The sequence below is a fragment of the Streptomyces cinereospinus genome, assembly GCF_042430725.1.
GTDB lineage: Bacteria > Actinomycetota > Actinomycetes > Streptomycetales > Streptomycetaceae > Streptomyces > Streptomyces cinereospinus.
The window spans coordinates 76,608-89,327 of the sequence record NZ_JBHMCY010000020.1 but is presented as its reverse complement, the minus strand read 5'-3'; the positions used below and the strand labels follow the sequence as shown (position 1 = coordinate 89,327).

12 protein-coding genes and 1 pseudogene are annotated in these 12,720 nt (G+C 73.8%); 7 read left to right on the top strand and 6 right to left on the bottom strand.

Annotated elements, in window-relative coordinates; translation table 11 throughout:
* Nucleotides 1–110: 110 nt before the first annotated feature.
* From argC to ACFF45_RS13290, 5 genes are read left to right on the top strand one after another with little or no spacing between them, the layout of a single operon-like run.
* On the top strand, nucleotides 111–1,139 hold the full coding sequence (gene argC / locus ACFF45_RS13310; protein ID WP_381345946.1) for an N-acetyl-gamma-glutamyl-phosphate reductase: 1,029 nt from the start codon (nucleotides 111–113) through the stop codon (nucleotides 1,137–1,139).
* Nucleotides 1,136–2,287: a bifunctional glutamate N-acetyltransferase/amino-acid acetyltransferase ArgJ gene (gene argJ, locus ACFF45_RS13305; RefSeq protein WP_381345945.1), complete on the top strand. Its 1,152-nt coding sequence runs from the start codon at nucleotides 1,136–1,138 to the stop codon at nucleotides 2,285–2,287. The genes argC and argJ overlap by 4 nt, the downstream gene beginning before the upstream one ends.
* Entirely contained in the window at nucleotides 2,284–3,192 is a 909-nt protein-coding gene (gene argB / locus ACFF45_RS13300; RefSeq protein ID WP_381345943.1) for an acetylglutamate kinase, read from the top strand. Before argJ ends, argB begins: the two co-directional genes overlap by 4 nt.
* Nucleotides 3,189–4,388 (top strand): acetylornithine transaminase, encoded by a 1,200-nt coding sequence (locus tag ACFF45_RS13295; protein ID WP_381345941.1) that lies wholly within the window; start codon nucleotides 3,189–3,191, stop codon nucleotides 4,386–4,388. The genes argB and ACFF45_RS13295 overlap by 4 nt, the downstream gene beginning before the upstream one ends.
* A gap of 7 nt (nucleotides 4,389–4,395) precedes the next feature.
* Nucleotides 4,396–4,941, top strand: a complete 546-nt coding sequence (locus ACFF45_RS13290; RefSeq protein WP_381345940.1) for an arginine repressor — start codon at nucleotides 4,396–4,398, stop codon at nucleotides 4,939–4,941.
* Here the strand turns inward: ACFF45_RS13290 and ACFF45_RS13285 are convergent.
* A complete protein-coding gene (locus ACFF45_RS13285) occupies nucleotides 4,871–5,347 on the bottom strand; it encodes a helix-turn-helix domain-containing protein (protein ID WP_381345939.1) in 477 nt (158 codons plus the stop codon). The two genes, ACFF45_RS13290 and ACFF45_RS13285, sit on opposite strands and share 71 nt — an antisense overlap.
* 126 nt (nucleotides 5,348–5,473) lie before the next feature.
* On the opposite strand from ACFF45_RS13285, the gene ACFF45_RS13280 reads away from it, so the two are divergent.
* A complete protein-coding gene (locus ACFF45_RS13280; protein WP_381345937.1) occupies nucleotides 5,474–6,310 on the top strand; it encodes a class I SAM-dependent methyltransferase in 837 nt (278 codons plus the stop codon).
* Between the two features lie 283 nt (nucleotides 6,311–6,593).
* On the opposite strand, the gene ACFF45_RS13275 is transcribed toward ACFF45_RS13280, so the two are convergent.
* From ACFF45_RS13275 to ACFF45_RS13255, 5 genes and pseudogenes are all read right to left on the bottom strand, one after another.
* Nucleotides 6,594–7,331, bottom strand: coding sequence for an FAD:protein FMN transferase (locus ACFF45_RS13275; protein ID WP_381345935.1), 738 nt, complete (start codon nucleotides 7,329–7,331; stop codon nucleotides 6,594–6,596).
* A gap of 64 nt (nucleotides 7,332–7,395) precedes the next feature.
* Nucleotides 7,396–7,836, bottom strand: a pseudogene (locus tag ACFF45_RS13270) (FMN-binding protein); the annotation flags it as partial.
* A gap of 26 nt (nucleotides 7,837–7,862) precedes the next feature.
* On the bottom strand, nucleotides 7,863–9,245 hold the full coding sequence (locus ACFF45_RS13265; protein ID WP_381345933.1) for a ferredoxin reductase family protein: 1,383 nt from the start codon (nucleotides 9,243–9,245) through the stop codon (nucleotides 7,863–7,865).
* A 78-nt stretch (nucleotides 9,246–9,323) separates the two neighbouring features.
* Nucleotides 9,324–10,025 carry a L,D-transpeptidase family protein gene (locus ACFF45_RS13260; protein ID WP_381345931.1) on the bottom strand — a complete coding sequence of 234 codons (702 nt, stop codon included), beginning with the start codon at nucleotides 10,023–10,025 and terminating at the stop codon, nucleotides 9,324–9,326.
* A 119-nt stretch (nucleotides 10,026–10,144) separates the two neighbouring features.
* A complete protein-coding gene (locus ACFF45_RS13255) occupies nucleotides 10,145–10,747 on the bottom strand; it encodes a pyridoxamine 5'-phosphate oxidase family protein (protein ID WP_381345930.1) in 603 nt (200 codons plus the stop codon).
* A 287-nt stretch (nucleotides 10,748–11,034) separates the two neighbouring features.
* On the opposite strand from ACFF45_RS13255, the gene argH reads away from it, so the two are divergent.
* Nucleotides 11,035–12,465 carry an argininosuccinate lyase gene (gene argH, locus ACFF45_RS13250; RefSeq protein ID WP_381345928.1) on the top strand — a complete coding sequence of 477 codons (1,431 nt, stop codon included), beginning with the start codon at nucleotides 11,035–11,037 and terminating at the stop codon, nucleotides 12,463–12,465.
* Nucleotides 12,466–12,720 lie beyond the last annotated feature (255 nt).

Sequence of the window (12,720 nt, the reverse complement as noted above, 5' to 3'; positions counted from 1 at the left end):
CTCATGGGGCAGATCAGGTGCTCAGTCACACCCGGGGCGCCCGCCACCCGGAATGGGATTGCATAAACGTGCAGCGAAACGTATAGTCATGCCATCTACGAGGAGGGTCCATGACGGTACGTGCGGCAGTGGCCGGAGCGAGCGGATACGCGGGCGGAGAGCTGCTGCGTCTGCTCCTGGCGCACCCCGAGATCGAGATCGGCGCCCTGACCGGCAACTCCAACGCCGGCCAGCGGCTCGGCGCGCTCCAGCCGCACCTGCTGCCGCTGGCCGACCGGGTGCTGAGCGAGACGTCGGCCGAGGTGCTCGCCGGGCACGACGTGGTGTTCCTCGCGCTGCCCCACGGGCAGTCCGCAGCCGTCGCCGAGCAGCTCGGTCCGGAGGTGCTCGTGGTCGACATGGGCGCCGACTTCCGGCTGCGGGACGCCGCTGACTGGGAGGCGTTCTACGGCTCCCCGCACGCCGGGACCTGGCCCTACGGCCTCCCCGAACTTCCGGGCTGCCGCGCGGCGCTGGAGGGGTCCAAGCGCATCGCGGTGCCCGGTTGCTACCCCACGGCCGTCTCCCTGGCGCTGTTCCCGGCGTACGCCGCGGGACTGGCCGGGCCCGACGCCGTGATCGTCGCCGCGTCCGGCACCTCCGGCGCGGGCAAGGCGCCCAAACCGCACCTGCTCGGCGCCGAGGTCATGGGCTCCATGTCGCCGTACGGCGTCGGAGGCGGCCACCGGCACACGCCCGAGATGATCCAGAACCTCAGCGCCGCCGCCGGCGAGCGGGTCTCGGTGTCCTTCACGCCGACCCTCGCCCCGATGCCGCGCGGAATCCTCGCTACCTGCAGCGCGCCCGCCCGGCCCGGCGTCACCGGCGAGTCCCTGCGCGCCGCCTACGCCAAGGCCTTCGCCGACGAGCCGTTCGTCCGCCTGCTCCCCGAGGGCCAGTGGCCCGCCACCGCGTCCGTCAACGGTTCCAACGCCGTTCAGGTGCAGGTCGCGTACGACGCGGCGGCGGGGCGGATCATCGCGATCAGCGCCATCGACAACCTGACCAAGGGCACCGCGGGCGGTGCCGTCCAGAGCACGAACCTCGCCCTGGGTCTCGACGAGACCACCGGACTTTCCACGATCGGAGTCGCGCCGTGAGCGTCACCGCCGCCAAGGGCTTCACCGCCTCCGGCATCGCCGCAGGCATCAAGGGGAACGGCAACCCGGACCTGGCCCTGGTGGTCAACAACGGGCCCCGCCGGGCCGCCGCGGGCGTCTTCACCTCCAACCGCGTGAAGGCCGCGCCGGTGCTCTGGTCCGAGCAGGTCCTCAAGGGCGGGCAGGTCTCCGCCGTCGTGCTCAACTCCGGCGGCGCCAACGCCTGCACCGGGCCCAAGGGCTTCCAGGACACCCACGCCACCGCCGAGAAGGCCGCCGAGGTGCTCGGCCGGGGCGCCGTCGAGGTCGCCGTCTGCTCCACCGGCCTCATCGGCGTCCTGCTGCCGATGGACAAGCTGCTCCCCGGTATCGGGACGGCCGCCGCGCAGCTGTCCGAGCACGGTGGCGAGAAGGCCGCCATCGCCATCAAGACCACCGACACCGTGCACAAGACGTCCGTGGTGACCAGGGACGGCTGGACCGTCGGCGGCATGGCCAAGGGCGCCGGCATGCTCGCCCCGGGCCTCGCCACCATGCTGGTCGTGCTCACCACGGACGCCGACCTCGGCAGCGACGTCCTGGACGGGGCGCTGCGCGCGGCCACCCGGGTGACCTTCGACCGGGTCGACTCCGACGGCTGCATGTCGACCAACGACACGGTGCTGCTGCTGGCCTCCGGCGCCTCCGGCGTCACCCCCGGCCACGCCGAGTTCGCCGAGGCCGTCCGGCAGGTCTGCGACGACCTCGGGCAGCAGCTGATCCGGGACGCCGAGGGCGCCAGCAAGGACATCAGGGTCGAGGTGGTGGGCGCCGCGACCGAGGACGACGCCGTCGAGGTGGGCCGCTCCATCGCCCGCAACAACCTGCTCAAGTGCGCCATCCACGGCGAGGACCCCAACTGGGGCCGCGTGCTCTCCGCGATCGGCACCACGTCCGCCGCCTTCGAGCCGGACCGGCTGAACGTCGCCATCAACGGCGTCTGGGTCTGCAAGAACGGCGGCGTCGGCGAGGACCGCGACAAGGTCGACATGCGCTACCGCGAGGTGCACATCGTCGCCGACCTCGCCGCCGGCTCCGAGACCGCCACGATCTGGACCAACGACCTCACCGCCGACTACGTCCACGAGAACAGCGCCTATTCCTCATGAGCACGACACGCAAGCACACCGCGCTCCCCAAGGCACGGATCCTCGTCGAGGCGCTGCCCTGGCTGACCCGGCACCACGGCAGGACCGTCGTCATCAAGTTCGGCGGCAACGCCATGGTGGACGAGGAGCTCAAGGCCGCCTTCGCCCAGGACGTCGTCTTCCTGCGGCACGCCGGCCTCAAGCCGGTCGTCGTGCACGGCGGCGGCCCGCAGATCAGCGCCGCCCTCGACCGGCACGGCATCGTCAGCGAGTTCAAGGCGGGCCTGCGCGTCACCACCGAGGACGCCATGGACGTCGTCCGCATGGTGCTGGCCGGGCAGGTGCAGCGCGAGCTGGTCGGGCTGCTCAACCAGCACGGGCCGCTCGCCGTCGGCCTCACCGGCGAGGACGCCCGCACCATGACCGCCACCAAGCACCAGCCGCGGATCGACGGCGAGCTGGTCGACATCGGCCGGGTCGGCGAGATCACCGGCATCGACACCGGCGCCATCGAGGCCCTGCTCGCGGACGGCCGGATCCCCGTCGTGTCCTCGATCGCCCGCTCCGCGGACGACGGCCACGTCTACAACGTCAACGCCGACACGGCGGCCGCCGCCCTGGCCGCCGCCCTCGGCGCCGAGACCCTCATGGTCCTCACCGACGTCGAGGGGCTGTACGAGGACTGGCCGAACAGCGACGAGGTGATCAGCCGCCTCACCGCCTCCCAGCTGGAGAAGCTGCTGCCGGAGCTGTCCTCCGGCATGGTGCCGAAGATGGAGGGCTGCCTGCACGCCGTGCGCAACGGGGTGCGCACCGCCCGGGTCATCGACGGCCGGGTCCAGCACTCGATCCTGCTGGAGATCTTCACCGACGAGGGTATCGGCACGATGGTCGTGCCGGACGCGCAAGAGGGGGATGCCGAATGAGCGCCAACCAGGAACTGACCGCGCGGTGGCAGGACGCGCTCATGAACAACTACGGCACCCCCCGGCTGCCGCTCGTACGGGGCGAGGGCGCGCGGGTGTGGGACGCCGACGGCAACGAGTACGTCGACTTCGTCGGCGGCATCGCGGTCAACGCGCTCGGGCACGCGCACCCCGCGGTGGTCGAGGCGGTCAGCAAGCAGATCGCGTCGCTGGGGCACGTCTCCAACCTGTTCGTCGCCGAGCCGCCCGTCGCGCTCGCCGAGCGGCTGCTCCAGCTGTTCGGCCGGGACGGCAGGGTCTACTTCTGCAACTCCGGCGCCGAGGCCAACGAGGGCGCCTTCAAGATCGGCCGGCTGACCGGGCGCACCCACATGGTCGCCACCCAGGGCGGCTTCCACGGCCGCACCATGGGCGCCCTCGCCCTCACCGGCCAGCCCGGCAAGCGCGAGCCGTTCCTGCCGCTGCCCGGCGACGTCACGCACGTGCCGTACGGCGACGCGCAGGCGCTGGCCGCCGCGGTCACCGAGGAGACGGCGCTGGTCGTCATCGAGCCGATCCAGGGCGAGCGCGGGGTGGTCGTCCCGCCCCCCGGCTACCTCAAGGCGGCCCGCGCGATCACGGCCGCGACCGGCTCGCTGCTGGTGCTCGACGAGGTGCAGACCGGTGTCGGACGGACCGGGCACTGGTTCGAGTACCAGGCGCACGAGGGTGTCCTGCCCGACGTGGTCACGCTGGCCAAGGGGCTGGGCGGCGGCCTGCCGCTGGGCGCCACGGTGGCCTTCGGGCGAGCCGCCGAACTGCTCCGGCCCGGTCAGCACGGCACCACCTTCGGCGGCAACCCCGTCGCCTGCGCCGCCGGACTCGCCGTCCTGGACGCCATCGCGAACGAAGGGCTGCTGGAGAACGTCAAACGGCAGAGCGAGAGGTTGCGGGGCGGAATCGAGTCCCTGGACCACGGATTGATCGACCATGTCCGGGGTGCGGGCCTGCTCCTGGGTATCGTGCTCACCGAGCCGCTCGCGCCCCAGGTGCAGCAGGCGGCTCAGGACGCCGGTTTCCTGGTGAACGCGCCCGCCCCCGATGTCGTACGGCTCATGCCGCCGCTGAACGTGGGCGACGACGAGGTGGAGGCGCTGCTCCGGGCGCTGCCCGGTGTCCTGGACGCAGGTCACGGGGACGGACGAGCCGGAGAATGAGGCGACGATGAGCCAGGCGCAGGACCACGAGCAGGCCGGGGCCAACGGGCCCGCCGTGCCGCAGACCCGCACCGCCCGGCACCGCCGGATCGTGGACATCCTCAACCGGCAGCCGGTGCGCTCCCAGAGCCAGCTGGCGAAGCTGCTCGCCGACGACGGGCTGACCGTCACTCAGGCGACCCTCTCCCGCGACCTGGACGAGCTGAACGCGGTGAAGATCCGCAACACCGACGGCGACCTCATCTACGCGGTGCCGAGCGAGGGGGGTTTCCGGACCCCCCGGGCGCCGCTGGGCGAGTCGGCCAAGGAGGAGCGGATGCGGCGGCTGTCCCAGGAACTGCTGATCTCCGCGGAGGCCTCCGCCAACCTCGTGGTCCTGCGCACCCCGCCCGGCGCGGCCCAGTTCCTCGCCTCGGCGATCGACCAGGCCGAGCTGCACGACATCCTGGGCACCATCGCCGGGGACGACACACTGCTGCTGATCAGCCGTCGGCCGGACGGCGGACAGGCGCTCGCCGAGCACCTGCTGCGGCTGGCCCAGAACGGCCACTGAACCCGCCGCCCGCCGCGCCCGACTCAGCCGCCCGCAGCAGGCGGCGGAAGGTCGGGCACTCCAGGTGGCTCGGCGCGGGACAGTCCGCCGCGTGCCGCAGCCCGTCACGCAGGGCGGTCAGCCGGCGGACGGTCGCGTCCAGCTCCGCCGCCTTCGCCGCCAGCACTCCCCGGTCGAGCCGCGGCCGGCCGTCCGGCGCGAACATCAGCGCGATCTCGTCGAGCGAGAAGCCGGCCGCGCGGCCCATCGCGATCAGCGCCAGCCGCTGCGTCACGCCGGGATCGAAGACCCGCCGGCCGGCCCGCCTGCCGGTCGAGGCGATCAGGCCCTTCTCCTCGTAGTAGCGCAGGGTGGAGGCGGGCAGGCCGGAGCGCCGTGCCACTTCCGTTATGTCCGGATCATCCATGCCCTTGACCTCAAGTCGACTTGAACTGGCACCGTACGGCCAGGGCCATCGCGAGGACAAGGGGCGTCCCAGGACGCACGGGATCCGAGCCGGGTGGCGTTCGAGGACACGTGAGGGGAGACGGCCATGACCGGCGGGCATGAGGACGCGCGGGCGTCGCGGGCGCTGTGGAACGGGGTCGTGGGACGCAACTGGGTCGCGGCCCAGGACGTGCTGGAGGGGCTGTTCAAGCCGTTCGAGGAGCTGCTCGCCGAGCCGGTCGGGCCCGGCGCACGCGTGCTCGACGTCGGCTGCGGCACGGGCGCCACGACCGTCGCGGCGGCGCGGCGGGCCGGGGCGGAGGGCGGCTGCGTCGGGGTCGACGTCGCCGAGCCGATGATCGAGGCCGCCCGGGCGCGCGCCGGGCGGGAGGGCGTGCCGGCGCGCTTCGTCCTGGCCGACGCCGCGACCCACCCCTTCGCACCAGGCGGCTTCGACCTCGTCGTCTCCCGGTTCGGCGTGATGTTCTTCGACGACTTCACCGGTGCCTTCGCGAACCTGCGGCGGGCCGCGCGGCCCGGCGCGGAGCTGCGGCTCGTCGTCTGGCGCGGCCCGGAGGACAACCCCTTCATGACGACCGCCGAGCGGGCGGCGGGCCCGCTGCTGCCCGGCCTGCCGGTCCGGAACGTGGACGCGCCGGGCCAGTTCGCCCTCGCGCGGGCGGACCGGGTGCGGGGCATCCTCGCCGGGAGCGGCTGGACGGGGGCGGCGATCGAGCCGCTCGACGTCACCTGCGCGATGCCGGCGCGGGACCTGGAGCGCTACTTCACCCTGCTCGGCCCCGTGGGCCGGGTCCTGCGGGAGGTGGACGAGCCGACCCGGATCCGGGTGACCGAGGTCCTGCACACCGCCTTCGCCCCGTACGTGCGGGGCGACCAGGTCGCCTTCACCGCCGGGTGCTGGCTGATCCGGGCTTCGGCGTGAGGCCGCCGCGGGGCGCTGCCGCACGGGGCCGGGCGGGGCCGGCCGGGGGTCCGGCCGGGGGCGGACGGTGGTGCTCGGCGGGGCGTGCGCGCTCGGCGGGGCGGGGCGGCGCGAGTCCGTTCGGCGGGGCGGGGGCGTACTCGGCGCGACGGCCTGCCCGGCGCGGCGGGACCGCACGGCAGGGCGGGTTCGTTCGGCAGGGCTGGTCCGTTCGGCTGAGCGGGTTCGTTCGGCAGGGCCGGTTCGTTCGGCGAAGCGGATTCGCTCGGTGCGGCGGCCCTGCTCAGCCCAGCCAGCCCGCCAGTCCCCCCGTGCACCACACCTCGTCGCCCGCCGTGATCAGCAGCGCCTCCACCCCGGGCAGCGACTCCAGCCACGCCAGGCCGTCCCGGGCGCCCCGTGCGAAGGCGGCGGTCGCCCAGCAGTCCGCCCAGGTCAGGCGGGGGGCGACGACGGTCACCGCGAGCAGGTCCGTCACCGCGGGCTTCCCGGTGCGCGGATCGACGATGTGGGCGCCGCGTTCGGCGGTGCCGGAGGTGGCCACGGCGAGTTCCCCGGCCCGTGCCGCGGAGACGACCGCCGCCAGCCCACCGGGCCGCAGCGGGTCCGACACGCCGACCCGCCAGGGCCGCTCCGGGCCGGGCGCACCGAGCAGCTGGACGTCCCCGCCGCCGTTGACGCTGACCCCGCTCGCCCCGGCCGCCGCCAGCCGCCGCGCCGCCCGCTCGACGGCCCAGCCCTTGACGATCCCGGTCGGGTCGAGCCGGCCCTCGTACGCCGTGCTGAACCACCCCTCGCTGACCCGCTCCGCCTCGGCGGCCAGCGCCAGCACCTCGCCGACCTCCGGATCGCACTCGCCCACGGTCAGCTCCCCCCGTCCCAGCCGGGACACCTGGCTGTCCTCGCGGTAGGTGCTGAACACCGCGTCGACCCGGTGCAGCCCGGCGACGGCCTCGTCGAGGGCCGCCCGTACGGTACGGGGGTCCCCGCCGCGGACGTCGAAGGAGAAGACGGTCCCCATCGCCTCCTCCGCCCGGCGCACCGCGGCGGGAGCCCGTGCGGGCCCGGTCACCGGCTCAGCCACCGGCCTGGTCCAGGGCCGACTGGAGGGACTCCCGGTAGCCGGCGCTGGTGTACGTGGCCCCGGAGACGGCGTCGATGCCGGCGTTGCCCGCCGCGACGGCCGCCTGGTTGAGCCGGGGCACGGCGTCCGCGGTGATCCGGCCGCTCTCGCCCCCGCTGGGCGCCTGCACCGCCTCGGCCCGGACGATTTTCCCGTCGCTCACGGTCAGCCGGACCTGCACCGGCCCGTACTGCGTGTCGGCCGCCGCGCCGGTGACCGTGGCGGTGCCCGCGGCCTGCGCCCCGCCCTGGGGCGCCGCCGCCCCCACGGGCGGTGCCGCGCCGCCCGCCGCCGCGGCGGAGCCGGGGTCGGTCGCCGGCTTGAGCGACAGCAGCAGCACGATGCCGGACACGGTGGCGGCGGTGGCGAGCACGGCGCGCCGGACGGGGTGGCTCTTCTTCATGGTGCCGGTCTCCTGATGACCGTCGCTCACATCGCGAACGACTCGTGATGGATACGGCGGGCGGGGACCCCCGCGCCGCGCAGTGCCTCGTACACGGACCGTGCGAAACCGGGCGGCCCGCACAGGAAGACGTCGTGACGGCCGATGTCCGGGATCTTCCGTTCCAGCGACTCCGCGGAGATGTCCGGGCGCTCCCCGTCCGGGCTGTTGACCGCGTACATCAGCCGGGCGCCCCGCTCGTCGGCGATCTTCGCCAGCTCGCCCCACAGGGCGAGGTCCTGGGTGCTGTTGGCCCGGTACAGCAGGGTGATGTCACCGGCCGCCCCCGGCAGCGTCTCGAACAGCGCCCGCATCGGCGTGATCCCGACGCCGCCCGCCACCAGCAGCACCTTGCCGCGGCTGCGCCGCTGGGCGGTCAGCGCGCCGTACGGCCCCTCGGCCCACACCCGGGTGCCGGGCTCCAGCTCGCGCAGCCGGGCACTGTGGTCGCCGATCGCCTTCACGGTGATCCGCAGCATGCCGGGGCGGGGCGCCGCCGACAGCGAGTACGGGTGGGAGCTGAACCGCATGCCCGGCGCCAGGAACCGCCACCGGAAGAACTGCCCCGCCTCCGCGCCCATCCGGTGCAGCTTCCGCCCGCCGATCAGCACCGACACGATCCCGGGGGTCTCCTCGATCACCGCCTCGACCCGCAACCGGTGCTTCAGGTTGAGCCTGACCGGGGTGATGATCCGGAACCACACCACCAGTGCGGTGACCGCGCCGTACAACCCGTACCAGAACGTCTTCGCGGCGGGCTCGACGGCGAAGTCGTTGCCCGCGCGGATCTGGTGCCAGAACGTCAGGTAGACCGCGGCGTACGTCAGCAGGTGGACGTGGTACCAGGTGTCGTACGGCATCCGGCGGCGGACCGGGCCGACGGAGAACAGGCCGATGAGCACCAGCAGCCCGGTGCCGATCGCGGCCTTGCCCATGTCGGGCAGCTGGCCGACGGAGTCGACGGTCTGCTGCACGATGTCGCCGAGGGTCTTGCCGGCCTGCAACGCGTAGCCCCACATGGTGAGGAGGACGTGCGCGAGGACCAGGCAGAGGGTGTAGCGGCCGGTCGTCGCGTGCCAGCGCGCCACCCGGTCGGAACCCACCCGCCGCTCCAGCGCGGGCACCCGGGCCATCTGGAGCACCACCAGCGCCATCAGGTACCCGGCGAGCAGCCCGGTGATCCGGCCGGCGTTGACGATCCGTCCGGTGGTGTCGGCGACGGACGGGGTGTTCTGCCACCACAGCCCCAGCACCGCGCCCGCACCGGCCCACACGGCGAGCAGCAGCGGGACGGCGGGGGAGCGGCGCGGGCGGATGCGGCGCATGGTCTGACGCCGGGCGGCGCGGCCGCCCGCGAGCGTGGTGGTCACGGTTCCTCCGGGGACGGGGGCAACGGATCGTCGTGGTCCCTGGCCCAGAGGTACGTGCGCCGGCGGCGCTGTGTTCAGTCAGTACCGGGTGATCGCGGTGGGTCCGCTCGCGGTGCCCACCGCGATGTGCGGCCTGCCCCGGGCCCTGGCCCACCGCAGGATCCGCCGCATGGCGTCTTCCGGCACCGACACGCAACCCGCCGTCGGTCCCGCGCCCCTGACGTGCAGGAAGACGCCGGCCCCGCGCCCGCGCACCGGCGTGCGGTAGTTGAAGCCGATGACCAGCGCATGGGCGTACAGCTGCCCGTACGACACCAGGTGCTCCGCCTGCCGCGCCCGGCAGTCGGCGGCCCGGGGCTCGGTCCACCGGTTGTAAGCGCGCGAGGCGTTGTCCTGGCACCACCAGGAGTCCTCGCGCACCGGGCGGTACGCGTACGTCGTCCCGGGCGGCGCCGCCTTGACGCCGAAGGCGTACGGCAGGGGGAACAGCCCCGTCGGCGTGGTGTCCGTGCCCTGGGTGCGCGCGGCCCCCTCCACGAGCCCGTCGGCTCCGAAGCGGGCGGGCGCCGAACCGGCGCGGACCCAGCGTCCGTCCCGCCGGTCCCACCACGTCACCGTCCCCGTCGTCGCGGCGGCCGTGGGCGCCACGGCGGTGATCAGCTGACGGCCGGGGCCGGGGTCGGCCATCCGGTCGGGCAGCGCGTCCCCTTCGGCAGGGGCGGCGCCGAGGAGGGAGGCGCAGAGGAGGACGGCCGGGGCGGCGGCGACTGCGGGGCGCATGGCCCGACGTTAACGGGGGCGGCGCGCACCGGCAGTCCGGCTGGTCCGTTCGGGCCCGGCGGGGTCACGCGCCGGGCTCACACGGCCGCATCACGTGCGGGGGTCACGTGGCGGGCGGATCACAGCGGCCGGCCGCCGGGCGCCACGGACGGCAGGGGCAGCGGCACCCCGGGCAGCCCGTCCAGGCTCGTCGCGATGTGGTCCTTGCCCGCGAAGTACGCGCTCAGCGACGCGGCGTCCTCGCGCGCGAAGCGCCGCGCGTGCAGCTCGCGGTCCCCGTCGTACGTCATGAGCGGCACCGCGTAGCCGCAGCTGTCGCGGATGAGTTCGGCCGTCACGACGACGATCGCGCGCAGGCCGTGCGCGCGCGGGTCGATCTCCGGGAAGTGGGCGAGCAACTCCCCGAAGCGGGGGTCGTCACGGAACACCGGCTCACCGCGGCCGTGCACCCGGACGATGTTCGGCGGGCCCTGGAAGGCGCACCACATGAGGGTGATCCGCCCGTTCTCCCGCAGGTGCGCGACGGTCTCGGCGTGGGAGCCGGCGAAGTCGAGGTAGGCGACGGTGAGTTCGTCCAGCACGGCGAAACTGCCCGTGAGGCCCTTGGGGGACAGGTTGACCGTGCCGTCACCGGCCAGCGGAGCGGTGGCGGTGAAGAAGAGGGGCTGCGCCTCGATGAAGGTCCGGAGTCTGCCGTCTATACGCGCGTAAGTCTTTCCCATGTCTAACGATTATGGGTGCCGGGACGGACGCCTGTCCGGGAATTGTCCGCGGGTCCCGCCATCCGGACGCCCGTCCCGCTCGCCCTCGCGGAGCCGTGGCCGCCCCGGCCGGCGCTCCACGGGGCGGCCACGGCCGGTGCGCCGACCAGGGGTACGGGAGGGCGGTCCCACGCGTTCACCCCACCCCCCAAATTGACGATTCATACATACCTCTGCATACTCATGCATGTCACCGGAGGTACCGTGCGGAGGCGGTGGCACATCGACGGACTTGAGGAGCGACCCGAGTGAGCAGCAACAGCGGTGACGTACGGCTCTGGGGCGGCCGTTTCGCCGACGGCCCGGCCGAGGCCCTGGCGAAGCTGTCCGCGTCCGTCCACTTCGACTGGCGGCTCGCGCCCTACGACATCGCCGGCTCGCGTGCGCACGCGCGCGTGCTGCACCGGGCGGGCCTGCTCACCGACGACGAGCTGAAGCGCATGCTCGCCGGGCTGGACCGGCTGGAGGCCGACGTGGCCTCCGGCGACTTCACCGGCACCATCGCCGACGAGGACGTGCACACCGCCCTGGAGCGCGGCCTGCTGGAGCGGCTCGGCCCCGACCTCGGTGGCAAGCTGCGCGCCGGCCGCTCCCGCAACGACCAGGTCGCCACCCTCTTCCGCATGTACCTGCGTGACCACGCCCGTGTCGTCGGCGGCCTGCTCGCCGACCTCCAGGACGCCCTGGTCGGTCTCGCCGAGGCGCACCCGGACGTGGCGATGCCGGGGCGCACCCACCTCCAGCACGCCCAGCCGGTGCTCTTCGCCCACCACGTCCTCGCCCATGTGCAGGCCCTGTCCCGGGACGCCGAGCGGCTGCGCCAGTGGGACGAGCGGACGGCCGTGTCGCCGTACGGCTCGGGCGCGCTGGCCGGCAGCAGCCTCGGCCTGGACCCGGAGGCGGTCGCCCGGGACCTCGGCTTCGAGCACGGCAGCGCCGCCAACTCCATCGACGGCACGGCCTCCCGCGACTTCGTCGCCGAGTTCGCCTTCATCACCGCGATGATCGGCGTGAACGTCTCCCGGATCGCCGAGGAGATCATCATCTGGAACACGAAGGAGTTCTCCTTCGTGACCCTGCACGACGCCTTCTCCACCGGCTCCTCGATCATGCCGCAGAAGAAGAACCCGGACATCGCTGAGCTGGCGCGCGGCAAGTCCGGCCGCCTCATCGGCAACCTGACCGGCCTGATGGCGACCCTCAAGGCGCTCCCGCTCGCGTACAACCGCGACCTCCAGGAGGACAAGGAGCCGGTCTTCGACTCCATCGACCAGCTGGAGGTCCTGCTCCCCGCCTTCACCGGCATGATGGCCACCCTCACCGTGCACCGCGAGCGCATGGAGGAGCTGGCCCCGGCCGGCTTCTCGCTCGCCACCGACATCGCGGAGTGGCTGGTCAGGCAGGGGGTGCCGTTCCGGGTCGCGCACGAGGTGGCCGGCGAGTGCGTCAAGGCCGCCGAGGCCGAGGGCAAGGAGCTGGACGAGCTGACCGACGAGCAGTTCGCGAAGATCTCCGCCCATCTGACGCCGGAGGTCCGCACGGTCCTGAACGTCCCCGGGGCCCTGGCCTCCCGCAACGGCCGCGGCGGCACGGCCCCCAGCGCCGTAGCCGCCCAACTGGCCGAACTCAAGCCGAACATCGCGGCCCAACACCAGTGGTCAGCAGGAAAGCGCCCCTAGGGACACGGGGAACCGCACCACGACCCGGCGACGCCCCACCCCCGACCCGGCGACGCCCCGCACCCGATGAACGACCGGGGGCAGGTCTTCCAGGGGTGCGGGGAACTGCGCGACAAGCCGCCCACCACCCGCACCCGATGAACGACCGGGGGACAGGTCCACCAGAGCCGCGGGGAACTGCACCACGACCCGGCGACGCCCCGCCCCCGATGAACGACCGGGGGCAGGTCTTCCAGGGGCGCGGGGAACTGCGCG

Coding starts and splice junctions, on each gene's coding strand:
- argC (WP_381345946.1), top strand. CDS start 111: ATGACGGTACGTGCGGCAGTGGCCGGAGCGAGCGGATACGCGGGCGGA.
- argB (WP_381345943.1), top strand. CDS start 2,284: ATGAGCACGACACGCAAGCACACCGCGCTCCCCAAGGCACGGATCCTC.
- ACFF45_RS13295 (WP_381345941.1), top strand. CDS start 3,189: ATGAGCGCCAACCAGGAACTGACCGCGCGGTGGCAGGACGCGCTCATG.
- ACFF45_RS13290 (WP_381345940.1), top strand. CDS start 4,396: ATGAGCCAGGCGCAGGACCACGAGCAGGCCGGGGCCAACGGGCCCGCC.
- ACFF45_RS13285 (WP_381345939.1), bottom strand. CDS start 5,347: ATGGATGATCCGGACATAACGGAAGTGGCACGGCGCTCCGGCCTGCCC.
- ACFF45_RS13280 (WP_381345937.1), top strand. CDS start 5,474: ATGACCGGCGGGCATGAGGACGCGCGGGCGTCGCGGGCGCTGTGGAAC.
- ACFF45_RS13275 (WP_381345935.1), bottom strand. CDS start 7,331: ATGGGGACCGTCTTCTCCTTCGACGTCCGCGGCGGGGACCCCCGTACC.
- ACFF45_RS13260 (WP_381345931.1), bottom strand. CDS start 10,025: ATGCGCCCCGCAGTCGCCGCCGCCCCGGCCGTCCTCCTCTGCGCCTCC.
- ACFF45_RS13255 (WP_381345930.1), bottom strand. CDS start 10,747: ATGGGAAAGACTTACGCGCGTATAGACGGCAGACTCCGGACCTTCATC.